Origin of the sequence: Acrocarpospora corrugata, from assembly GCF_009687845.1 — a bacterium.
GTDB lineage: Bacteria > Actinomycetota > Actinomycetes > Streptosporangiales > Streptosporangiaceae > Acrocarpospora > Acrocarpospora corrugata.
The window spans coordinates 53,747-76,758 of sequence record NZ_BLAD01000063.1 but is presented as its reverse complement, the minus strand read 5'-3'; the positions used below and the strand labels follow the sequence as shown (position 1 = coordinate 76,758).

Sequence of the window (23,012 nt, the reverse complement as noted above, 5' to 3'; positions counted from 1 at the left end):
CTCCCCCCACCAGAAGGATCCTGATGTCCGCGATACCACGGACGCGCGCGCGCCTGCGCGTCGTCCTGTACGCCACCACGCTGGGGCTCGCCGTCAGCGTGGTGGCGGGCCCGCTCGCGTCATACGCGGCGGCCGCCATCGACCCACCAGAAGCCACCGTCCGCGGCGTCGTGTACGTCGACGCCAACGGCGACAGCCAGCGCAACCCCGGCGAGGCCGGCCTGGCCGGCGTACGCGTCTCCGACGGCACGGTCGCCACCACGACCGCCGCCGACGGCTCCTACGCACTGACGATCTCCACCGACCGCCGCACGACCGACATCGTGTGGGCCGGCCAGCCCCGCGGCTACCGGTTCGGCCTGGACCAGTACAAGGAGCCGAGGTTCTGGGCCAACCTCGGCCAGCTCGCCGACGACGCCACGCCGACCGCGGACTTCGCGCTCGTCCGTGACAGCGTCTCCGACGGCGCCAGCTTCTCCTGGGCCAACATCGCCGACCCGCACGTCAACGCACAGCTGCCCGACCAGATCCGCGAGATCAACTCCACCGGCACCGACCTGCGCTTCATCGCGGTCAGCGGCGACCTCACCAACGACGCCAGCCAGGGACAGTTCGACACCTATCGTCGCGGCACCCAGCAGTCGGCCGTCGGCGTGTGGCCGGCCGTCGGCAACCACGAGTACGCGAGCGGGTCGGAGTACGCGGACAGGATCGACAACTACCGCAAGAACGTCGGCCCGGAGTGGTACTCGTTCAACTACGGCAACCGGCACTTCGTGGTGCTCGAGAACAACGGCTCCGCGCCGTTCGACGAGGAGCTGAACTGGCTCAAGGACGACCTCGCCGCCAGCGTCCCGCTCGACGACGACCCCAGTAACGACATCGAGGTCGTCGTCCTCACCCACCAGCCGATGAACGTCCCGTTCGGCTCGCCGTCGACGTACGACGCCTTCGGTGACGTGCTCGAGCAGTACAAGGCGCAGCTGATCCTGGTCGGCCACGAGCACTCCAACCACGTCGAGAACAAGTCGGCGTTCGCCTCGACCGCCAAGCACATCCAGACCGTGTCGAGCTCGTACACGATCGACAACGCGCCCCGCGGCTTCCGCTACATCCACATGGCGGGCCCGGGCTTCGACAACCCGTTCCGGATGTACGGCGAGAACGAGCACGTCACCATCGTCAACCCCGCGCCGGGCTCGAAGGTGCCGGCCGCGGGGATGCCGGACGTACAGATCAACGCCTACGACACCGGCGACGAGGTCGTCTCGGCGCGCTTCCAGATCGCCGGCGACAAGAACTGGCGGCCGCTGTACCGCAGCGGTGAGTTCACCTGGCGGGGCAACCTGCCCAACAGCCAGCAGACGCCCGGTGAGCACAGGATCGACGTGCAGGTGGTCGACGCGACCGGCAAGACCTGGACCAAGTCGGCGGACTTCACCCTCACCGGCGAGCCGGAGCTCAAGCCGGTCGCCGGTGGCGACTGGAACCAGCACCACGGCGACCAGTCCCACTCCGGTGTCGCGCCGGCGCAGGAGGCGGGCCGCCGCCTCGCCTGGAGCTTCCGCACCGAAGGCACCTTCCTCACCGGGTCGCCGGTCATCCACGACGGCGTCGTCTACGCGGGCACCCGCGACGAGAACGGCGACGGCAACAGCCGGATCCACGCCATCCGGCTCAAGAACGGCAGGGAGTTGTGGAACGTCGAGGTGCCGCAGTCGATCCACGGCAGCCTCGCCTACGGTGACGGCCTGATCTTCGCGCCGACCCTCGGCTCGGAGCTCTACGCCGTCGACGCGGAGACCGGCAAGCTGCGCTGGAAGGCCGTGCCCGAGCAGGCGCCGGCCCCGAACAACCAGCGCACCTACGGCTACTACTCACCGGCCGTCTCCGGTCACACGGTGCTCTGGCCGTACCAGACCCGCTTCGGCATCGGCAGCCAGGGCGTGCTCAAGGCGCTCGACACCCGTACCGGGCAGCAGATCTGGGCCTCTCCGATGTCCGGCGCGACCATGAGCGACGGCACGCCCGCCGTCATGGACGGCACCGTGTACGTCGGCAACGAGACCGCCGACCGCGTGCTCGCCTACGACCTGTCCACCGGCGCCCGCAAGTGGACCGGAACCGAGTCGCTCGGCAGCTGGCAGGACGGCGTGCCGACCGCGGCCGAGGGCAAGGTCTTCATCGGCGCCAACAACGGCATGGTCGCGCGTGACGCCAAGACCGGCGCGACGCTGTGGACCTACCAGAGCTCGCGTTCCGCGCTCGTCTCCAGCGGATCGACCCCGAGCGCCGCGGCCGTCAAGGACGGCGTCGTCTACATGGGCTTCCCGAGCGGCGCCGTCGTCGCCCTGGACGCCAAGACCGGCAACCTCTTCTGGGAGCGGGCGCTGCCCGGCGACGTCTACCACGGTGGCGTCATGTCCAGCCCGGTCGTGGCCGGCGACACGCTCTTCGTCGGCGCCAACAACGGCAGGTTCTACGCCCTGGCCACCGACACCGGCCAGATCCTGTGGAGCCACGAGATCGGCACCTGGGTGGGCGCGGGACCGGCCGTCAGCGGCAACACCGTCGTGGCGGGCGCCTGGGACGGCAACCTCTACGCCTACGTGCCGGGCGGCGAGTCCGCGCAGCGCTGGGCGACGGTGACCGGCACGGTCAGCGACCCGGAGACCGGCGCTGAGATCGCCGGCGCGAAGGTCACCGCCGTCGCCGCCGGTCAGGACACCGTGGTGACCAGCACCGACGCACAGGGCCGCTACCGGATCGGCCTGCCGGCGTCGGCCTGGACCGTCACGGCGGCCAAGCGCGGCCTGATCGCCGACGACCGCTCGGCGGTCGGCGTCACGGTCGGCGCCACCGGCAACGTGACGGCCGACCTGAAGCTGATCAAGGTGACCCACCCGGTCGCCGGCAAGTCGATCTACGCGCCGGACTACGGCAACGGCAGCACCCGCACGGACGCCGTCACGGGCAGGGAGTACTACTACCTGGCCAACGACAAGATCAGGGCATCCGTGACGCCGTACGCCGCCGGCAACAACGGCGTCGGCGGCAACAATGGCGTCGGCGGTCTGGGCCAGGGCGCGCTGTCGGACCTCCTGCTCAACGACGTCAACGGCGCCGAGACCATCGACTGGGGCGAGATGCTGCTGCGTCCGAGCCTCACGCCGCCCGACTCGTGGGACCGGCCGAACGACCAGCTGGACCTGCCCGACCTCGCGGTCGATGGCGCCGCCGTGGTCGGCAACGGTCAGTACCGGGCGAACCCGGCCATCAAGGCGCAGGTCCGCTACGAGACCCTGCCCGGCGCTCCGATCGTGAAGATGACGGTCAAGCTGACCAACACCGGCACGACGGGCTACCAGGGCTACTTCAACTACATGATCGACCCCGACAGCTCGGTCGACAACGGCCGGATCCCCGGGTTCAGCGGCGTCAACCCGGGCCTGAAGACCTCGGGCTGGACCGGGAAGTACGTCTACGTCGGCGCCGACACGGCCACCACGAACGGCCAGGCCGCCCACGGCCTCGCGTGGGCACTGGACACGCCGGCCGCCGTCGGCGCGTACGGCTACGTCGAGGGTCTCTACTACGACGCCACGATGGCGCCCGGCGCCACCAGGCAGTTCAGCTTCTACCACCTGACCGACTACGCGACCGCCGGTGGCGACCCCACCCGCGCCATCGCGAAGTGGGCCGACGAGATCGACCTGCACGACGCGGCCGTCCCGGACGCCGCGCGCGCGGCCGGCACGATCACCGCGGGCGGCGCCGCCGTCTCCGGCGCCCGGGTCGCCCTCGAGCAGGCCGGCATGGTGGTCGCGACCGCGAGCACCGACGCCCAGGGCAAGTACCTCGTCAAGGCCCCGACCGGTCAGTACGACCTCCGGGTCTCCAAGCTGGGCTACCAGACGGCCACCGGCACGGTCACCGTGCCGGCGGCGGGCAGCGGCGTCGCCGACGTCGCGCTGAGCCCGGTCACGGTCGAGGCAAGCTACGGTAAGCAGATCGGCTCGGGTCTGGTCGAGGCGGGCTCCGGCGACGTCATGCTCGAGAACGACAAGCTCTCGATGGCGATCGCCGACGCCTACAACGATGCGCAGCTCTCCGGCGGCACCCGGGGCAAGCCGGTCGACATCGCCGTCCGCGGCATGGCCGACCAGTTCGACTGGATCAACCTGCCCTATGTCTCGGCGGACCAGCCGACCGGCGGTAGCGCGTGGGACATCCGGTCGGTGGCGGCGACCGACGTCCAGATCGTCCAGGCGACCGGCGACAAGGCCGTCGTCCGGGTGTCCGGGCCGGTCAGCGGCTTTACCGGTCTGACGGCGACGACGACGTACACGCTGAAGCCGGGCGATGACTTCGCCACGGTCTCGACGGAGTTGAGCAACTCCGGTTCGGCTCCGCTCAGCGTGTGGACCGGTGACGCGATGGACCACGACGCGGCCGGCCAAGCCAGTGTCATCCCCGGTGCCGGCATCGTGACGCCGGGTGCGACGGCGGCCTACGTCCCGACCAAGCCGTACATCGGCATGACCGGAACCGATCCGCAGGTCTTCGGTCTCGTCTACGGCACGCCGGCCGGCGCCTTCGACGTCTACGCCGCGGGCAACTGGGTGATGAGCCGGTTCCACGTCGACGTGCCGGCGGGCGGCTCCTACACCCTCACCCGCAAGCTCGTCGTCACCCCGGGCACCGACGCGGTGGGCATCCTCGACGGAGTGTCCGCGCCGTAACGCGTACCCACCCCACCACCTGGCCGGCCCGGAATCCAACCGGGCCGGCCATTGTGCTGAGCCAGGATTCCGATAACTCGAAATACATCCGATCTGTAGTCCACCTCATCGGGATCAACCGGTCAGAAATCAGCTTCAAGTCCTGGAAACATCGGATGCCAAGCCTTGTTTCAGGGGTGTTTCGATGCTATTTCCTTGATTGACCCCCCACACCTGACCGGAGGATCTCGTGCGCCGAAGATTAGGCATTGCCGGATTGACCGTGTTGGTCATGCTCACGGGCATGACCGCGATCACCCAGAGCCAGGCGACGGCGCTGGCCCTTCCCCCGACCGACGACCTGACGTTGTGGTACAACTCGCCGGCGACGAACTGGGAGACCCAGGCGCTGCCGATCGGCAACGGCCCGCTGGGCGCCAAGTTGTTCGGCGGGGTGGCCTCCGAGCAGATCCAGTTCAACGAGAAGACCCTGTGGACCGGCGGCCCCGGCGCCTCCGGCGGCTACAACCACGGGAACTGGACCTCCCCCCGCCCGGGGGCCATCGACAACATCCAGGCCCAGATCGACCAGAGCCAGCGGATCGCCCCGCAGACCGTCGCGAACGCCCTCGGCCAGGGCAAGAACAACTTCGGCTCCTACCAGACCTTCGGCGACCTGTTCCTCGACTTCGCCAACCCGCCGTCGAGCACCACGGAGTATCGCCGGGAGCTCAGCCTGCGCGAGGCGGTCGCCCGGGTCGGCTACACGGCCGGCGGTGTCGAGTACACCCGCGAGTACTTCGCCAGCAACCCCGGCAACGTGATCGTGGCCCGCATCTCGGCCAACCAGACCGGCCGCGTCTCCTTCACCCTGCGGCACACCTCACCGCGTACCGACAAGACCGTGACCGCCTCGAACGGCCGGCTGACCATCAAGGGCGCGCTGGCCGGCAACGGCCTGAAGTTCGAGGCCCAGGTCCAGGTCGTCAACCAGGGCGGCACCCGCACCGACTCCGGCGACCGGGTCACCGTCACCGGCGCCAACAGCGTGCTGCTGGTGCTGTCGGCGGGCACCAACTACTCCGATCAGTACCCGACCTACCGGGGCACCGACCCGGCGGCGGGCGTCACCTCGCGGGTCACCACGGCGGCGGCCCGGAGCTACGACGACCTGAAGGCCGCCCACCTGGCCGACTACAAGAACCTGTTCGACCGGGTGAAGCTGAACATCGGCCAGACGAACCCGACCGTGCCGACGAACACGCTGCGGAGCAACTACACGGGCGGCTCGTCGACCCAGGACCGGGCGCTGGAGGCGATGTTCTTCGCCTACGGCCGCTATCTGCTGATCTCCTCCTCCCGGGAGAACGACATCCTCCCGGCCAACCTGCAGGGCGTGTGGAACAACGTGGTGAACCCACCCTGGGACGCCGACTACCACGTCAACATCAACCTGCAGATGAACTACTGGCCGGCCGAGCAGACCAACCTCCGCGAGACCACCCGCCCCTACGACCGCTACGTCAACAGCATGGTCGCCCCCGGCCGGGTCACCGCCACGAACATGTACGGCGCCCGCGGCTGGGTGGTCAACAACGAGACCAACCCCTACGGCTTCACCGGCGTGCACAACTACCCGCAGTCGTTCTGGTTCCCCGAGGCGGCCGCCTGGACGACCCAGCACCTCTACGACAGCTACCGCTTCAACGGCGACATCAACTACCTGCGCACCACCGCCTACCCGGCGATCAAGGGCGCGGCCGAGTTCTGGCTGGACTTCCTGCACACCGACCCGCGCGACAACCGCCTGGTGGTCTCGCCCAGCTACTCGCCGGAGAACGGCGATTTCTCGGCCGGCGCGTCCATGTCGCAGCAGATCGTGAAGGAGGTGTTCACCAACGCCCTGAACTCCGCCCGCGCGCTGAACGTGGACACCGCGCTACAGGGTGAGCTCACCACCGCCCTGTCCCGCCTGGACCCGGGCCTGCGCATCGGAAGCTGGGGCCAGCTCCAGGAGTGGAAGACCGACTGGGACTCCCAGACCGACACCCACCGCCACGTCTCGCACCTGTTCGCCCTGCACCCGAGCAACCAGATCCTCCCGGGCACGGCCCAGGCGAACGCCGCCCGGGTCTCGCTGAACGCCCGCGGCGACGGCGGCACCGGCTGGTCCAAGGCCTGGAAGATCAACTTCTGGGCCCGGCTGCTCGACGGCAACCGCGCCCACAAGCTCCTGTCCGAACAGCTCAAGTCGTCCACGCTCGACAACCTGTGGGACACCCACCCGCCGTTCCAGATCGACGGCAACTTCGGCGCGACCTCCGGCGTCGCCGAGATGCTCGTCCAGAGCCAGCACGACACCGTGCACGTGCTGCCCGCCCTGCCCGGCACCTGGGCGAACGGCGCGGTGACGGGTCTCAAGGCGCGTGGCGACATCACCGTCGACACCACCTGGAAGTCGGGCGCGGCCGAGACGGTCACGCTGCGGACCGCGAAGACCGCCCCGATCAAGGTCCGCACCGCCGCCGCCACCGGCGCCTACCAGGTCAAGGACGAGACCGGCGCGACCGTCACCGCCACCCGGACCGGTGACACGCTGAGCTGGGGGGCGACCGCGGGGAAGACGTACACGATCAGCTTCACCACCACCACCGGCGGGGGGAACAGCCAGACCGTCGAGGGTGAGGCCTTCACCTCGCAGTCCGGCGTCCAGAGCGCGGGCCACGCCACCGCCAGTGGCGGCCAGACCGTCGGCTACATCGACAACGGCGACTGGGCGGCCTACTCGCAGGTCAGCACCGCGGGCCTGCGCACCTTCAGCGCCCGGGTGTCCTCGGGCGGACCCGGCGGCACCATCCAGATCCGTTCGGGGTCGCAGACCGGCACCCTGCTCGGCTCGGTGGCGGTCGCGCCGACCGGAGGCTGGGACACCTTCACGACGGTGTCGACGACGCTGACCGGCTCGGGCACGGGCCCGCTGTACCTGGTCTTCACCGGAGGCTCGGGAAGTCTGCTCGACGTGGACACCATCACCGTGTCGACCTCCGGCGGCGGCCCGCAGCCGCAGACCGTCCAGGGCGAGGCCTACACCTCGCAGAGCGGGGTGCAGCCCGCCGACCACCCGAACGCGCAGGGCGGCTTCTCGATCGGTTACATCGAGAACGGCGACTGGGCGGCGTACTCGGGGGTGAACACCTCGGGCCTGCGCAGCTTCAGCGCCCGGGTGTCCTCGGCCGGCTCCGGCGGCACCATCCAGGTGCGGTCGGGCTCGGCCACGGGCACGTTGCTGGGCTCGGTCGCGGTGACCCCGACGGGCGGCTGGGACACCCACGCGACAGTCTCCACGACACTGTCCGGGTCGGCCTCCGGCCCGCTGTACCTGGTCTTCACCGGAGGCTCGGGCTTCCTGTTCGACCTGGACTCGTTCACCGTCTCCGGCTAACCGGAACAAGGGCGCCCTGAATGGGCCGGAGACTCCGGCCCATTCAGACGCGTGGCGCAGCCGGGATGGAAGCACCTGCTCCAGCTTGGCCAGCGCTCGCACCGAGCTGTCCTCGATGCCGGTCACGCCCGCGGCGGTGCGCAACCCCACGGCGACCGCCACCGCCTCCTCATCGTCCAGCAGCAGCGGCGGCAGGTCGGACCCGGCGCCGAGCCAATATCCCGACGCCCCCGCGACGGCGTGCACGGCGTAACCCAGCTCACGCAGCCGGTCGACGTCGCGGCGGACGGTGCGCGGGCTCACCCTGAGTCGATCGGCCGGTTCCGCGCCCGACCATTGGCGATGGGTCTGCAACAAGCGACAGCAGTCTGAGCAGGCCCAGGGCGGCGGCTTCGGCAGCGGAATCTCCCGCGCGCTGGGCCTGGAGGCTCCCGGCAGTGTCGTCGCGGTGCACGTCAACGGTGGCACGACCTACCCCAGCGTCGGCGCGGACGACCTACTACGAGGACGGGCACGCGTGGGGTGAACAGGAACCGTCTTCCGTGCCGCTGGCCGTGGCGCTGTTCACCGTCCAGGACATCGCCCTGCGCCGAGATGAGGAGAAGGTCAACAATGTCGTGCGCTGGTCAGACTTCGACCGCGGCGGACACTTCGCCGCGATGGAGGCGCCCGACCTGTTGCTCGGCGACATCCGTGAGTTCTTCGCCGCCTTCAGGTGAACGAGCAGAGTCGATCAGTGCGTTGTCCGCCTACCGGACGGTGGATGGCGGCGGGCCGTACGGGCGGCCCGCCGCCATCATCGGTTATGCGAAGGGCAGCCGGATGACGCTCTGGTTGCCGATCCCGAGGTTGGTCGTGGTGGAGCCGATCGCGCTCCAGACCTCGACCCGTACCGAGCCGTTGGCCAGGTTGCCGAGCGCGCCGGTGGCCGTCTTCACCCCGGCCGCCTGGGTGTAGTGCTCCCAGCCGCTCACCGGGTCGGTGGCGAAGTACGTGTACGTCTCCACCCGGTCCCAGCTGCCGTTGCCGGTCAGGTCGTAGGAGACCCTGACCTGTGTGGCGTTGCCGACGTTGGCCCCGGCGTCCACGAACACGTCGAACGTGGTGGCCGCGCCGCTGAACGTGGCGGTCAGTCCGGTGGCGTTGTAGACGGCGGCGTTGGTCGGGACACCGTCGCGGTTGCCGTTGGCCGCGGCCAGCGTGACGCTGCCGGCCGCACCCGTCGTCCCCGGCAGCGTGCCGTTCGACTGCGGGTACCGGTTGGCGGCGAACTGGCCGGGCGGTGAGGGCGACGGGCTGGGTGATGGGCTGGGCGACGGGCTGGTGCAGACGCCGCCGCCGAAGACCTTGAACTCCCACAGCGAGTAGCCCCATGCGGTGCCGCGCGCCGTACCGTTGAGCCGCACGTAGCGGCCCGACCCGGACGTCACCAGGTTGTCGGTGCCGCCGTCACCGGTGGTGGTGGTGTAGATGTTGGTCCAGGTCGTCCCGTTGGTGGAGGTCTGGATCTGGTACGACCGCCCGTAAGCGGCCTCCCAGGTCAGCTGCACCGCCGAGATGTTCTGCACCGAGCCGAGGTCCACCTGGATCCACTGCGGGTCGCTGAACGCGCTCGCCCAGCGGGTGGCCCCGTTGCCGTCGAACGCCAGGTTGGCCGGGTAGCCGGCCTCGATGCTCGACGAGGTGGCCGGCCGGCCCTGCGAGAGCAGCGTGGAGTCGCACGGCGAGGGCGACGGGCTCGGGCTGGGCGACGGGCTGGTCGGCGTGCCTCCCCCGTTCGCGTTGCCGCCGCTCCAGGTGAATAGGCCCGAGGTGACGGTCTTGCCGGCCGGCGCGGTCAGCGTCGTGCCGTTGGAGAAGGTCACCGTCAGCGAGCTGTTGGTGATGTTGGAGGCGACGTAGGTCCGTACCCCGTTCTTGACGAAGACCTTCGCCAGCGGGTGGTTCGCGGTGACCGTGGTGTCCACCGTGCCCAGCGAGGCCAGGTTGCGCAGCCAGTGGAAGGTGTGCGCCTTGCTCTCACCCTCCTCTGAGGTGTATCCCGGGTTGGCCTGGAAGGCCGCCAGAGCGGCCGGTCCGTCGCCGAGCGCCCGGAATTCCTGGAGGATGTCCTGCCAGACGGTCGGTGGGCCGCCGTTGTTGGTGACCAGCTCGTTGTAGTTGGTCGCCACGTAGGCCGGGTACTCGCCGAGGTAGAAGTGGCCACCGGTGATCGGCAGCATGTTGATGCCCTGGATCATCTCGGGCTCGCCGCTGAACCAGGTGGCGTACGCGCCGCCGGAGCCCCAGACCATGCCGACCGTGGAGTGCCCGAAGGTGGACGGGAAGTTCTGGTTGCGCACGTCGAACCAGTACTCCTGGATCGCCGCGGACTGGGTGGCGTAGATGAACACGCCGGCGTCGCGGACGGCGGTGTTGCCGGTCGCCTGACCCCACTGGATCAGGGCGTTGGCGAAGTTCATCCCTTCCGAGGAGGACTCCTGGTTGTTGCCGGAGCCGAACGCGCCGTGCCCGGCCGCCCAGTCGTGACCCGCGTAGATGTCGAAGTCACGCAGGTACGGGAAGCGGGTGTCGTTGCGGTCGTAGTTGTTGGCGTCCCTGATCAGCAAGTCGACCATGCCGCCGTACTGGCCGTTGGTCGCCCAGTTCGGGTCGAACTTCGCCAGCGTCGCCGCGGCCGCGATGTAGTAGCCGTAGTGGAAGTGGTGGTCGTTGAGCTCGGCGTCCGAGCCGTACGAGGCCGGGTAGCCGAGCAGGGTGCCCCAGGCCGCGTTGTAGTAGAAGACCCGGCTGGTCTTGCCCGCGCTGGCGGTGAACCAGTCGTTGAGCCTGGTCCGGATGCGGTTGAGCGCCGAGTCCCGGACGGCGGTCAGGTTGAGCTGGTCGGCGATCTCCGCGATGCGCGCCGCCCGGCCCAGGCCCTTGCCGGTCCAGTAGGTGTCGTCGCCGAGGCCGGCCGTGGGGTCGCCGAGCTCCGCGTTCAGGTAGTTGGTGACGGTGGTCAGGTCGCCGCCGGAGTTGTCGCCGACCGCCGGGATCTCGGGCAGCACACCCTGGAACTTCATCGTGGTGCTGAAGGAGTTGCCGGTGACCACCTTCATCTGGCCGCGCGCCGAGATGTAGGTCTGCGCCAGCGGCGTCGAGCCGGTCAGGTAGTTCCACTGGTGCGGGTAGAGCGCGATGACGGTGCCGGTCGCGCTGCCCTCCCGGGCCGTGGTGGTGAAGGTGTAGGTGGTGCTGACGTTGGAGTTGCTCGGGTTGTACGAGTACGACACCCGGGTGCCGGTGACGTGCGCGTGAGCGTACTGCGCGTAGGTGGTCGCCAGGCTGGTACGGGTGGCCGCCGGGGTCGACGGCGTCGTCGGCAGCACCGCGACCGAGAAGTAGTTCTGCCCGTTCAGCGTCGAGGAGATGCTGGTCCCGCTGACCGTCCAGGTCGAGCCGCTGGGGGCGAAGCCCAGGTAGTCCTTGCCGTTGACGGTGAACCCGATGGTCGCGCCGCTGTTGGACCACACGGTCGGGGTCCCGCTGGTGGTGATCTGCGCGTTGCCGCCGGTCTTCTGGAAGTAGGCGAACGGCAGGCCGTGCCCGATGGTGGCCTTCAGCGTCCGCGTGCCGTCACTCCAGTACGGGGTGACCGTCCAGTCGGTCCAGCCGTCCACCTTGGCGTCCGGCGAGTTCAGCCCGGTCACGCCGACCAGGATGTCCTGCACGTACGGGTAGTGGTACTCCCCGACGCCGGTCGCGGTGCCGCTGATCGCGGCGACGGTGTTGTAGGAGAAGCCGAGGCCGCCGGCGACCGTGTCGTACGAGATCGGGTGCGCGTGCAGCGGCTCGCTGTAGGCGCAGTCGAACTTCTTGAACAGCAGCGACGACCACCAGTCATTGGTGGGGACCGCGCCGGCGGGGGCGTTCGCCGTGACGTAGGCGCGCGGGTTGGTCGACAGCGATCCGCAGCCGACCGGCAGCGCACGGCCGGCCGGCAGCGTCTCGGTGTACGACCCGGCGCCGACCGTGGCCGCCTGGGCGGCAGGCGTGCTGGCCACGAAGGCGAGCATCGCGGCGATCATCGCCAGCACCACGCTGACCACGACCGACCGCGACGCGGTACGGCGAGCCGGCGGGCCGGCGCTGGGCGGCGAGGCGCCCGGTAAGTGGGCCCCAATGGGCTGGTCCATTTTTCCTCCGTTGTGGACGACCGGGGTGTGCGGAGTCGGGGTGTGCGGAGTCGGGGTGCGGGCGGATCGGGGGCTACAGCGGGTGATGTCTGGGTTTCGCAGTGGAATCGGGGACGCACCGGGGAAAGCGTCCCGTGGGACGGGCTCCCTCCACGGCGAAGAGAGCGCTCTCTCAGCGCGGAAACTAGTGCCCGGAACGCCTCTCGTCAATGTTTCTGGCTGATTGCCCGGAGGTTAATCCCTCCGGTGCAGGTCAATGCGGTCCGGTGTCGCGGCGCCGAAGCCGCCCCGGCCGCCGCACGCCCTCGGTCGCGAGCCGCGACGTCTACCGGCGGATGCCGCCAAGCGGGTTCTCCCGCGGCGGACCGCGCGAGGCGCGCGTGGAGCGCCCGTAGCACTTCGTCCATTGACGAGCGATGGAGCCCGGCCTAATCTGCGAGAGCGCTCTCCCCGCTAAACGCTCTTCCAGGATGAGTGCTCGTGAATCTTCGCCTCGCGAGGGAACCCGTCCCGCTCCTCTTGCCTGAGCCGCCCTCAGCCCCCGGCGAAGCCAGCGACCGTCATCACTCGACGAATGTGAGGACTTTCGCAATGCCTACCAAGCGAAGGGTCTTAGGCACCCTGGCCGCGATCGCCATGGCCATCCCGATCGCGCTCGCCGCCGCCGCGCCCGCCCAGGCGATCGGACCCGCTCTCCTGCCCGTGACCGTCACCAACAGCACCGGCCGCGCCGACGCGGTCTATCTATACGTGATCGGCGTCAACCTCAGCACCGGCCGGCTCGGCTACGTCAACGCGGCCGGCACCTTCGTGCCCTGGACCGGCGGCCAGATTCCGCCGTCACCGGCCCCGGACGCGTCCATCGCCGGACCCGGAAACGGTGCCAGCACGACGATCCGGTTCCCGCGCGGCTTCTCCGGCCGGGCGTACTTCTCCTTCGGCGAGAAACTCAAGTTCTTCCTGACCCCCGACGGACTGGTGCAACCCGCGCCGTGGGCGGGCGGCGACGCGAACCGCGACATCCTGTTCGACTGGAGCGAGTTCACCTACAACGACGCCGGGCTCTGGCTCAACAGCTCCCAGGTCGACATGTTCGCCGTCCCGCACGCCGTCACCGTGACCGGCGCCAGCGGGGCCACCAAGCGCACCGGCGACGTCGTCTCCAACGGGCGCCAGACCACGATCAACTCGATCCGGGCGCAGGCCGGGTGGGCGAACACCGCCTACACCCGTTCCGACGGCACCGTGCTGCGCGTCCTCGCGCCGGGCAAGGCGGCCGACGCCGGCCTGTTCAGCCCCACCTACCTGGACGGATACATCACGTCGGCGTGGAACGCCTACACCGGCAGGACGCTGACGGTGGTGCCGTTCACCGACCAGCCCGCCATCAGGTACTTCGGCCGGACCAGCGGCAACGTCATGAACTTCACCAACTCCGCCGGACAGCAGGTCGCGTCGTTCAACAAGCCGACCAGCGCCCATGTCTGGGGCTGTGACGGCAACCTGCACGCGCCCAACGACCAGGTCGTCGGGCCGATCGCCCGCACGCTGTGCGCCGCCCTGAACCGCGGCACCCTCGGCACCATCGACACCCAGCCCAGCCTGGACGCGTCCCAGTTCTACCTCAACAACCCGACCAACCAGTACGCGAAGATCATTCACGCGAACATGGTCGACAGGAAAGCCTACGCCTTCGCCTTCGACGACGTCGGCGCCTTCGAATCGCTGGTGCACGACGGCGACCCGCGCTCGGCCGGCATCATCCTGAGCCCGTTCGGCGCCGGCGGCCCCGTGGACCCCAATCCCCCGGCCTCGTGGGTCAGCCTGGTCAACAAGACCAGCGGCAAGTGCCTTGACGCCCGTTCCTCCGGCACCGCGAACGGGACGGCGATCCAGCAGTACACCTGCAACAACTCCTACGCGCAGCAGTTCCAGCTCCAGCCCACCAGCGGCGGCTACGTGCGGATCAACAACCGCAACAACCCCGCCCAGGTGCTGGACGTGAGCGGGGTGTCCACCGCGGACAACGCGTTGCTGCACCTCTGGGCCTATGGCGGCGGCAACAACCAGCAATGGCTGGCCGTTTCCGAAGGCGGCGGTTACTACCACTTCACGGCCCGGCACAGCGGCAAGTGCGCCGACGTACCCGGCGCGTCCACCGCCGACAGCGTCCAGTTGGTGCAGTACACCTGCAACGGCAGCGGCGCGCAGTCGTTCCGATTCGTCATCCAACCCTGACGAAGCAGGCGGCGTCACGCTGCGACGCCGCCTGCTCTACCCCTTTTAACGGAACATCAGAGGGCGTAAATGGCGTATTCGTCCACGTCGGCGTTGCACGCGCCCACCGAGGAGAGACCGGTGGTGTTGGTCTTCAGGCAGGCTCCCCCGCCGACGCCCTGGTAGAACGTCCGGATGTAGTGGAGGTTCGCCCCGGAGATCGAGCCCGTCTTCTGGAGCAGCCACTTCTGGTTCTGTGCCCCGCTACAGGGATAGAGGTACACGTTGGTGTTCCCGGTGGTGTCCATGGACTTGTCCAGGCAGAGGTTGGAGTTGCTGTACTCGAAGGTCACCACCCACGAGCCCTGGTAGGTCTGGATGTGGTTCATCTCCCATAACTTGGCCGAGCCGAGCAGCTCGTTCACCGGGTCCCGCGTCTCGGCGGTGCCGAGGATGCCGAGACTGCGCGTCAGAGCCACCTCCTGCCGGATGTAGACCGTGTACGGCACGGCGGCGGACGCGGGAGCCGCGACCCCGACGACCGTCCACACCATCAGCAGGCCACCCAGCACCCCTCCGACACGGCGCAGGATTCGTTTCATGACAGAACAGCCTTTCTGTTGTGGACATAGATCTCTTTCACGCTAAAAGATGATCACCCCTCGTGTTGATCTAGGTTGTCCGCTCTGAGAGAACGGGCGGGCTGCCCAGCGTGTCCAGGATCGCGGCGAATCCGGGCGGTGAACGCCGGTCAACTGCGCAGTTGCGCGTTGAGCCGTGCGGCCTGTCGCGTGAGATGGTCGCGTTCGGGGAGGTTGGACGCTGATCGGGCGGCTTCGGCGTAGAGCCGTGCCGCGGTCACCGGGTCACCGTCACGCTCGTGCAGGTACGCCGCTGCGGCGGTGTGGCGGGGCAGGGCGGGGTCGAGCTCCGCCAGGGCGGCCAGGCCGGCCCGCGGGCCGTCGGCCTCGCCGACCGCGACGGCCCGGTTGAGGCGGGCCACCGGGCTGTCGGTGAGGCGCACCAGTTCGTCGTACCACTCGACGATCTGCACCCAGTCGGTCTCCTCGGCGGCCTGGGCGTCGGCGTGCAGCGCGGCGATGGCGGCCTGGGCCTGGAACTCGCCCAGGCGGTCGCGGGTGAGGGCTTTCTGGAGCACGTCGACACCCTCGGCGATCAGGCGGGTGTTCCACCGGCTGCGGTCCTGCTCGGCGAGGGGCACGAGCCTGCCGTCGGGGCCGGTCCGTGCCGGCCGCCGGGCGTGGTGCAGCAGCATGAGCGCGAGCAGGCCCGCGACCTCCTCGTGTTTGGTCCTGGCCGCCAGCTGGCGAGTGAGCCGGATCGCCTCGGCGACGAGGTCGACGTCGCCGGAGTAGCCCTCGTTGAAGACCAGGTAGAGCACACGCAGCACCGTGGCGACGTTCCCTGGCTGGTTGAACTGGGCGCCCGAGACGGTCCGCTTGGCCCTGCTGATCCGCTGGGCCATGGTCGCCTCCGGCACCAGGTAGGCCCGCGCGATCTGACGCGTGGTCAGGCCGCCGACCGCGCGCAGCGTGAGCGCGACGGCCGAGGCCGGTGTCAGGGACGGGTGCGCGCACAGGAAGTACAGCCGGAGTGTGTCGTCCGCCGCCTCGCCAGGGCCGGGCATGGGCTCGCCCTCGACGCGTACCTCGCGGTGCCGTCGGGAACTATCGGCACGGGCGGCGTCGAGGAACTTACGCCAGGCCACGGTGACCAGCCAGCCCTTGGGGTCCTGCGGCGGGCTGTCCGGCCACACGCGGACGGCCTCGACCAGGGCGTCCTGCACGGCGTCCTCGGCCGCCGCGAAGTCGGCTCCGCGACGGAGGAGGAGACCGATCACCGCGGGCACCAGCTCCCGCAGCAGCGACTCGTTCACTCGGTCACCGTGGGCGGTTCGGCCAGGAAGGGGCGCACCTCAAGCCACTCGTGGATCGGCTTCCCACCCGCACCCGGAGCCGCGGACAGTTCGCCGGCCAGTTCGAGCGCCCGCTCGTAGGTCTCGACGTCGATCACCATCCAGCCGGCGATCAGGTCCTTGGTCTCCGCGAACGGGCCGTCGGTGACCGGCGGCCGCCCCTCGCCGTCGTACCGGACGAACGTGCCCTCCGGGGAAAGCGCCTGCGTGTCGACGAACTCGCCGGTGCCCTCAAGCCGAGCGGCGAAGTCAAGCATGTACTGCACATGGGCCGAAAGCTCCTCCGGCGTCCACTGCTCCATCGGCACGTCGTTGACCGGTGCCGGCGCGCCCCGGTAGTGCTTGAGCAGCAGGTACTTGGCCATCGTATTTCTCCTCGGTGCGGTACGGCCCATTGTGGCCGTGTTCACTGCCGGGGACGGAGCCGGGCGCGGGTTCTCGACATGCCACCGCGACATTTCCTGGCGGACTTCTTCGCCCTACACGCTGACCTGGGACGACGAAGGCCGCCTAGCCCCTACCACCGGTGTCAGGACAGGGCGAGGACGCAGAACTCGTGGCCCTCCGGGTCGGCCAGGCATGTCCACGGGACGTCGCCCTGGCCGAGGTCGAGGTCGGTGGCGCCGAGGGCCCGCAGCCGGGCCACCTCCGCTGCTTTGTCATCACCGGGGTACGGCAGCAGGTCAAGATGGACGCGATCTGGCACGGTCTTCACGCCGGGTTTGCGGAGGAACTCCAGATACGGGCCGACACCCTTGGCGGAACGCAACACCGCATGATCGTCAGTCACCTCGTGCAGGGTCCAATCCATCGCCTCGTCCCAGAACCGGGCCATGACCCGCGGATCCACGCAGTCGACCACCACGGCGGCGATCGGCCCGGTGTCCCGGTAGACCTCCCGAGGCTCCAGCACGCAGAACTCGTTGCCCTCCGGATCGGCGAGGACCGTCCACGGCACTTCGCCCTGACCCACGTCAGCCGGCATCGCACCGAGATCCATGAGACGCGCGACCAACTCCGCCTGATGGGCCGCGGAGGTGGTGGCGAGATCAAGGTGCACACGGTTCTTCGTTGTCGTCTTGGGCTCCGGGACGGGAACAACATCGACGCAGACGGCGACCGGATCCGGCCAAACGAAGTCGCCGACGGGTGCGACGTAGGTGGTCACGCCACTGAAAACACTCCAGCCGAGAGCCTCCGCCCAGAACCGGCCGACCGCCGAATGATCCAGAGCCTTGATGTTCACCTGAACAGGTCGCAATGCCATGCAGGCGATCCTATGCACCCGCTCTGCAACGCCAGGAGGTAATCTGAGCGGCCCAAAGCAACCCACCCAGCTACGGGTTCTGGGATGAGAGGTAGAGCAGGACGGCTCGGACTCGGCGGTTCACCTGGGGGTCGGCGGGGTCGAGGTCGAACTTGGCCAGCAGGGAGGTGATGTGCTTTTCCACGGTTCGTTCGCTGAGCACCAGGCGGTTCATGATCGCGGTGTTGGACAGGCCGGTGGCGATCAGGGCGAGGACTTCCCGCTCGCGTGGGGTCAGCGAAGCCAGTGGCGACGGCGCCTGCCGGGTGCGGGTCCGCACGAGTGCTTCCACGACGTGCGGATCCAGGAATGAACCGCCCGCCGCCACGGATTCGATGGCGTTGCGGAGCTGCGCGGCGTCGCCGACGCGCTCTTTGAGCAGGTACGCCCGTCCGGAGGCGCCGGCGGCGAACAGTCTCAGCGCCCAATCCGGTTCGAGGTGCTGGGACAGCACCACGACGCCGATCCGGGGATGCGAGCTGGTCAGCCCCTCGGCGAACCGGATTCCTTCGTCCCGGTCGCCGGGTGGCATCCGTACATCGGTGAGGACGACGTCGGGAAGGTGCTCGTCGACGACCGCGGTCAGCTCCGGCAGGCTCGCCACGCTGGCGACGAGATCGACGTAGTCCTGGGTGGCGAGCAGCAACCGCAGACCCTCACGGATGAGGTAGCTGTCCTCGGCTACGACCAGACGGATCCGCATAGTAGGCCACACCGTAGTGCACGGCGGGATACGCGGAATCCGTCGGCACGATTGGGCCGACACGACGGTGTTCGGGCGTCAGGCCGATGGTGCTGACAGCACTTCGGCGACGGTGCGGCGGCGGGCGAGCATGGACCAGCCGATCGGGACCAGGGCGATTACGAGGGCGATGTCGCAGGCGAGGGCCAGTTGGTCGATGCGGGCCGGGCGGGAGGAGATGAACAGGACTCCGCTGAGGACGAGCAGGGCCGCGGACCAGGCCGGCGCCAGGCGGGTACGCCAGAGCAGGATCCCGGTGGCGACCAGGGAGAGCGGGACGAGCCAGCCCCACGGGAGGAAGGCGAGGAAGGTGTGGGCCGGGACGTCCGGCAGCGTGCCCTCCATGACGTCGGAGAGCAGGTCCTTTCCGTACACGGCCAGATACATGGCTTGCAGGTTGAACGCGGCGCCGGCGGTGAAGCCGGTGACGGCGACGGCGCCGAAGATCGGCCCGACGCGGGGAGCCCGGGGTTCGATGATCCGGTAGATGCCGGTGAACGCGACAGCCAGCGCGAAGGTGGACCAGAGGCCGATCATGCCGCCGAGGACGCCGTCGTTGACGCCGTTCTCGGTGAGGAAGGCGATGGTGCTGCCGAGCAGCAGCAGGGGACCGGCCACGGTGGCCAGGCCGAAGACGCGGGACGCGGCAGGGCTCATCGTACCTGGGACGTCGAAGTTCATGGGTGCTCCTCGGGTTGTGCCGACGTCCGTCAGCCTCGCCGCCACCGGAGCGGCCCACCAGCGGGGCTGGCCGACCAACTGCTGGTGCGGCCAGCCGCACCCCGACGGTTCGGCTGGCTCCTCTATCGGACCGGTGTTGCGGGCGCCGATAATTGCGAGATGAAGCAGCGCGACGGGTGGTGGCTGCGGGTGGTGACCCCTGTCGCGGTGGCCGGTACGGCCCTGGTGGTGGCGGCGTTCGCGGTGATGCTGCTGCGGCAGCGGTCGGCCGAGGTGCAGTACGGGCTCTTCCTGTTCCAGAACGGGCCTTCGGCGGTGGTGTTGCTGTGGATGGGCCGTCTGGTGCTGCGCCGGCAGCCGCGCAATGTCGCGGGATGGGTTCTGTTCGCCATCGGCGTCGTCCACGTGCTGCACACGGCGGTCTCGGTGTGGGCCGACATGGCACTGGTGGCCGCCGGGTTCACGGCGCCGCTGACCCGGATCGCGGCCGGACTGGCGCCCGCGGATCTGCCGCTGGGCGCGGCGATCCCGCTGTGGGTGACCGGCTGGCTGTGGGTGCCGGCGCCGGTGCTGGCCGCCACCGTCCTGCTGCTCGCCTTCCCTGACGGCACCCTGTCCGGCCGCGCCTGGCGGCCCATCGTGGCGGCGGCCGCCGCGGGCGGAGGTCTGCTCATGACGGCATTCGTCATCGACAGGTGGCCCACGGCCGGCTGGACCCCCGCAGAGGCGCCGGTCTTTCTTGCGGGTCCTGCTCGCCCCCGGAGGGCTGCTGGTCGCCGGCGCGGTCGCCGCCAGCATCGGCAGCCTCCTGCGGCGGTGGCGGCGGGCGGACGCCACCCGGCGGCGGCCGTTCCAGGTGGCGGGCGTGACCGCCGTCGGGTTCGCGGCCATCGCCGTCCTCACCTACCCCTGGCAGCACATCTGGATCCCCGCCATCCTCGTCAGCTTCAACCTCCTGATCGTCGCCTACGCCCTCGCGGTGGCCCGATACCGCCTGCACGACCTGGAACCGGTGCTCGGCCGTGCGGCGGTGGCCGCCGTGATCTCATTGCTGGTCGCCGCCGTCTGCGCCGCGATCCTGTACGGCGCGACCGGCCTGGCCGGCGAGCGCGTCGACAGCCGGCTGCTGACGCTGGCCGCCGCCGGCTCGGTGGCGCTGCTCGTCGAACCGGCCCGCCGCCGGACCAGGAAGCTGGTCGACCAGCTGATCTTCCGCCGGAGCGCCGACCGCACCGAGGTGATGTCACGCCTGGCCGCCCACGCCAGCGCGGCCTCCGCGGCGGACGTCCTGGCCGAGGTGACCGAACTGCTGGTACGCAGCACCGGCGCCACGCGGGCCGAAGTGCGCCTCGCGGCCGATCCGCACCCGCCGTCGGCGGATCCGGCGGTGCTGGTGGCCGCCGTACGGCACCAGGGCGAGACCTTCGGCGAGGTACGCCTCTACGCGACCGCGCGGGCCGATCTCGTCCCCGACGCGCCGCAACTGCTCGGCGACGTCGCCCACACTCTCGGCATCGTCCTGCGCAACGACCGGCTCACCAGCCAGCTCCAGGCCCGGCTCGCCGACCTGCAGGCCTCACGCCGGCGCCTCGTCGAAGCCCACGACCACGCCCGCCGCGGGCTCGAACGCGACATCCACGACGGCGCCCAGACCCGCCTCATCGCCCTGCGGATCCGGCTCGCCACCCTGCGCGCCCACCTCGACCGGCACAGCGAAACCCGCCCGTTCACGACCGAGCTCGACGACATCGGCGCGGACGTCGACGTGGCCGTGCGATCGCTCCGCGCCCTCGCCCGCGGGCTCCACCCGCCCCTGCTCGAACAGGCGGGGCTCACCGACGCGTTACGCGACCACGCTCGCGACCTGCCCGTCTCCGTATCGGTCACGGCGCGGAAGGTCGGCCGCTACCCCCGCACCATCGAGGCGGCGGCCTACTTCTGCTGCCTGGAAGCCATCCAGAACGCCATCCGCCACAGCAGCGCCACCACCATCACCATCGACCTGACCGCCGACGGCGGCCGGCTCTGCTTCCAGGTCAGCGACAACGGCATCGGCTTCGACCCCGCCCGTACGCTCGCCGGCACCGGCCTCACCAACATCGACGACCGGCTGTCCGCCCTGGGCGGTCAGGCGCACATCCACTCCACACCCGGCCGCGGCACCCGCGTCAACGGCGCCATCCCCGCACAGGCCCTCACCGACGCCTGACCCGCCACGGCCGCCCCTGCTCACCAGTCAGGCTGGACGAGTTTTTGCCTCGCGATGACTGGGAGCCCGGTCATGGTCGATAGGTTGGAAGGAGAGTTTCATCCATTCTGGGTGCTCCCCGATCGAGAGTCGCGTCGCCAGCGTAGCGAGTGCTCAGACGACCAGGAGGGGGCCGGTCATGGCGATTGCCACGATCAATCCCGCGACCGGAACGACGGTCAGAACGTTTCCAGAACTGACCGAGGCCGAGGTCGAACAGAAGATCGGCGTCGCCCACGAACGGTGGCGGACCTACCGTCTCACCGGGTTCGACGAGCGGGCCGAGTGCATGCGGGCCGCTGCGGATCTGGTCGAGAAGGAAGTCGACCACGCCGCTCAGTTGATGAGCACCGAGATGGGCAAGACCCTGGCCTCGGCCCACGGCGAAGCGCTTAAATGCGCCCACGGCATGCGGTACTACGCCGACCACGCGGCCGAGTTCCTCGCCGACGAAGTCCTGGCCGATCCGTCGCAGGTCGGGGCGGAGCGGGCCCTGGGCCGCTACCAGCCGCTCGGTGTGGTGCTCGCGGCGATGCCGTGGAACTTCCCGATGTGGCAGGTGATGCGGTTCGCCGCGCCGGCGCTGATGGCGGGCAACGTCGGGTTGCTCAAACACGCCTCCAACGTGCCGCAGTGCGCGCTGTACCTGGAGGACGTCCTTCGGCGCGGCGGATTTGCCGAAGGCTGTTTCCAGGCGCTGCTCATCTCCTCCGGGAAAGTGGAGGCGATCCTGCGGGACCCGAGGGTGGTCGCCGCCACCCTGACGGGCAGCGAACCGGCCGGCCGATCGGTGGCCGCGATCTGCGGTGACGAGGTCAAGCACACCGTGCTGGAGCTGGGCGGGAGCGACCCGTTCGTGGTGATGCCCTCGGCGGACCTGGATCGCGCCGTGGCGACCGCGGTGGATGCCCGGGTGCAGAACAACGGGCAGTCCTGCATCGCCGCCAAGCGGTTCATCGTCCACACCGACATCTACGACGCCTTCACCGAGCAGTTCGTCGCACGCATGCGCGAGCTGACGGTCGGGGACCCGTTCGACCCGGCCACCGACGTCGGACCCCTGGCCACCGAACAGGGCCGGGCCGACGTCGAGGAACTGGTGGACGACGCGATCGCCGCCGGGGCGACCGTCCTGTGCGGGGGACGGCGGCCGGACGGGGCGGGCTGGTTCTACCCGCCGACGATCATCGCGGACATCACCCGCGATATGCGCATCTTCGCCGAGGAGGTGTTCGGCCCGGTCGCCTCGCTCTACCGGGCGGCCGACATCGAGGAGGCGCTGGAGATCGCCAACGCGACCACCTTCGGCCTGGGATCCAACGCCTGGACGAACGACAAGACCGAGAAGGAACGGTTCATGGCCGACCTGTACGCCGGCCAGGTGTTCATCAACGGCAAGACGACCTCGTATCCGGAACTGCCCTTCGGCGGCGTCAAGCGCTCTGGCTACGGCCGCGAGCTGTCCACGCACGGGATCAGGGAGTTCTGCAATCTCAAAACCATCTGGATGGGCTGACACCCATCAGCCCCCGGACGTGACG

Annotated in this window: 14 protein-coding genes and 1 pseudogene; 6 read left to right on the top strand and 9 right to left on the bottom strand. The window is 69.6% G+C overall.

Annotation, left to right across the window (positions count from 1 at the left end; genetic code table 11):
- Positions 1 to 23: 23 nt before the first annotated feature.
- Both Acor_RS24870 and Acor_RS24865 read left to right on the top strand, forming a co-directional pair.
- A complete protein-coding gene (locus Acor_RS24870; RefSeq protein ID WP_155339155.1) occupies positions 24 to 4,742 on the top strand; it encodes an outer membrane protein assembly factor BamB family protein in 4,719 nt (1,572 codons plus the stop codon).
- Between the two features lie 283 nt (positions 4,743 to 5,025).
- Positions 5,026 to 8,163, top strand: a complete 3,138-nt coding sequence (locus Acor_RS24865; protein ID WP_155339154.1) for a glycosyl hydrolase family 95 catalytic domain-containing protein — start codon at positions 5,026 to 5,028, stop codon at positions 8,161 to 8,163.
- Between the two features lie 50 nt (positions 8,164 to 8,213).
- Here Acor_RS24865 and Acor_RS24860 read toward each other — a convergent pair.
- Positions 8,214 to 8,545, bottom strand: a pseudogene (locus tag Acor_RS24860) (helix-turn-helix transcriptional regulator); the annotation flags it as partial.
- A gap of 79 nt (positions 8,546 to 8,624) precedes the next feature.
- On the opposite strand from Acor_RS24860, the gene Acor_RS24855 reads away from it, so the two are divergent.
- Complete coding sequence (locus Acor_RS24855; protein WP_155339153.1) at positions 8,625 to 8,882, top strand: hypothetical protein; 258 nt, start codon at positions 8,625 to 8,627, stop codon at positions 8,880 to 8,882.
- Positions 8,883 to 8,966: 84 nt separating this feature from the next.
- Here Acor_RS24855 and Acor_RS24850 read toward each other — a convergent pair whose 3' ends face one another.
- Positions 8,967 to 12,341 (bottom strand): glycosyl hydrolase, encoded by a 3,375-nt coding sequence (locus Acor_RS24850; protein ID WP_155339152.1) that lies wholly within the window; start codon positions 12,339 to 12,341, stop codon positions 8,967 to 8,969.
- Positions 12,342 to 12,932: 591 nt separating this feature from the next.
- Between Acor_RS24850 and Acor_RS24845 the strand changes: the two genes are divergently transcribed.
- The gene (locus Acor_RS24845) at positions 12,933 to 14,579 is read left to right on the top strand and encodes a beta-1,3-glucanase family protein (protein WP_155339151.1); all 1,647 of its coding nucleotides are present in this window, start codon (positions 12,933 to 12,935) and stop codon (positions 14,577 to 14,579) included.
- 56 nt (positions 14,580 to 14,635) lie between these two features.
- Here Acor_RS24845 and Acor_RS24840 read toward each other — a convergent pair whose 3' ends face one another.
- From Acor_RS24840 to Acor_RS24810, 7 genes are all read right to left on the bottom strand, one after another.
- Positions 14,636 to 15,160 carry an RICIN domain-containing protein gene (locus Acor_RS24840; RefSeq protein ID WP_155339150.1) on the bottom strand — a complete coding sequence of 175 codons (525 nt, stop codon included), beginning with the start codon at positions 15,158 to 15,160 and terminating at the stop codon, positions 14,636 to 14,638.
- 149 nt (positions 15,161 to 15,309) lie between these two features.
- Positions 15,310 to 16,455: an RNA polymerase sigma factor gene (locus Acor_RS24835; protein ID WP_155339149.1), complete on the bottom strand. Its 1,146-nt coding sequence runs from the start codon at positions 16,453 to 16,455 to the stop codon at positions 15,310 to 15,312.
- Positions 16,452 to 16,859 (bottom strand): YciI family protein, encoded by a 408-nt coding sequence (locus Acor_RS24830; RefSeq protein ID WP_155339148.1) that lies wholly within the window; start codon positions 16,857 to 16,859, stop codon positions 16,452 to 16,454. Before Acor_RS24830 ends, Acor_RS24835 begins: the two co-directional genes overlap by 4 nt.
- A 164-nt stretch (positions 16,860 to 17,023) precedes the next feature.
- Complete coding sequence (locus tag Acor_RS24825) at positions 17,024 to 17,761, bottom strand: VOC family protein (protein WP_155339147.1); 738 nt, start codon at positions 17,759 to 17,761, stop codon at positions 17,024 to 17,026.
- Positions 17,762 to 17,831: 70 nt separating this feature from the next.
- Positions 17,832 to 18,503, bottom strand: a complete 672-nt coding sequence (locus Acor_RS24820; protein WP_155339146.1) for a response regulator transcription factor — start codon at positions 18,501 to 18,503, stop codon at positions 17,832 to 17,834.
- Positions 18,504 to 18,581: 78 nt separating this feature from the next.
- Entirely contained in the window at positions 18,582 to 19,223 is a 642-nt protein-coding gene (locus tag Acor_RS24815) for a hypothetical protein (protein ID WP_155339145.1), read from the bottom strand.
- Positions 19,224 to 19,345: 122 nt separating this feature from the next.
- The gene (locus Acor_RS24810; RefSeq protein ID WP_155339144.1) at positions 19,346 to 19,897 is read right to left on the bottom strand and encodes a hypothetical protein; all 552 of its coding nucleotides are present in this window, start codon (positions 19,895 to 19,897) and stop codon (positions 19,346 to 19,348) included.
- A gap of 65 nt (positions 19,898 to 19,962) precedes the next feature.
- On the opposite strand from Acor_RS24810, the gene Acor_RS24805 reads away from it, so the two are divergent.
- Both Acor_RS24805 and Acor_RS24800 read left to right on the top strand, forming a co-directional pair.
- Positions 19,963 to 21,432 carry a sensor histidine kinase gene (locus Acor_RS24805; protein WP_155339143.1) on the top strand — a complete coding sequence of 490 codons (1,470 nt, stop codon included), beginning with the start codon at positions 19,963 to 19,965 and terminating at the stop codon, positions 21,430 to 21,432.
- A 178-nt stretch (positions 21,433 to 21,610) separates the two neighbouring features.
- On the top strand, positions 21,611 to 22,987 hold the full coding sequence (locus Acor_RS24800; RefSeq protein ID WP_155339142.1) for an NADP-dependent succinic semialdehyde dehydrogenase: 1,377 nt from the start codon (positions 21,611 to 21,613) through the stop codon (positions 22,985 to 22,987).
- Positions 22,988 to 23,012: the final 25 nt, after the last annotated feature.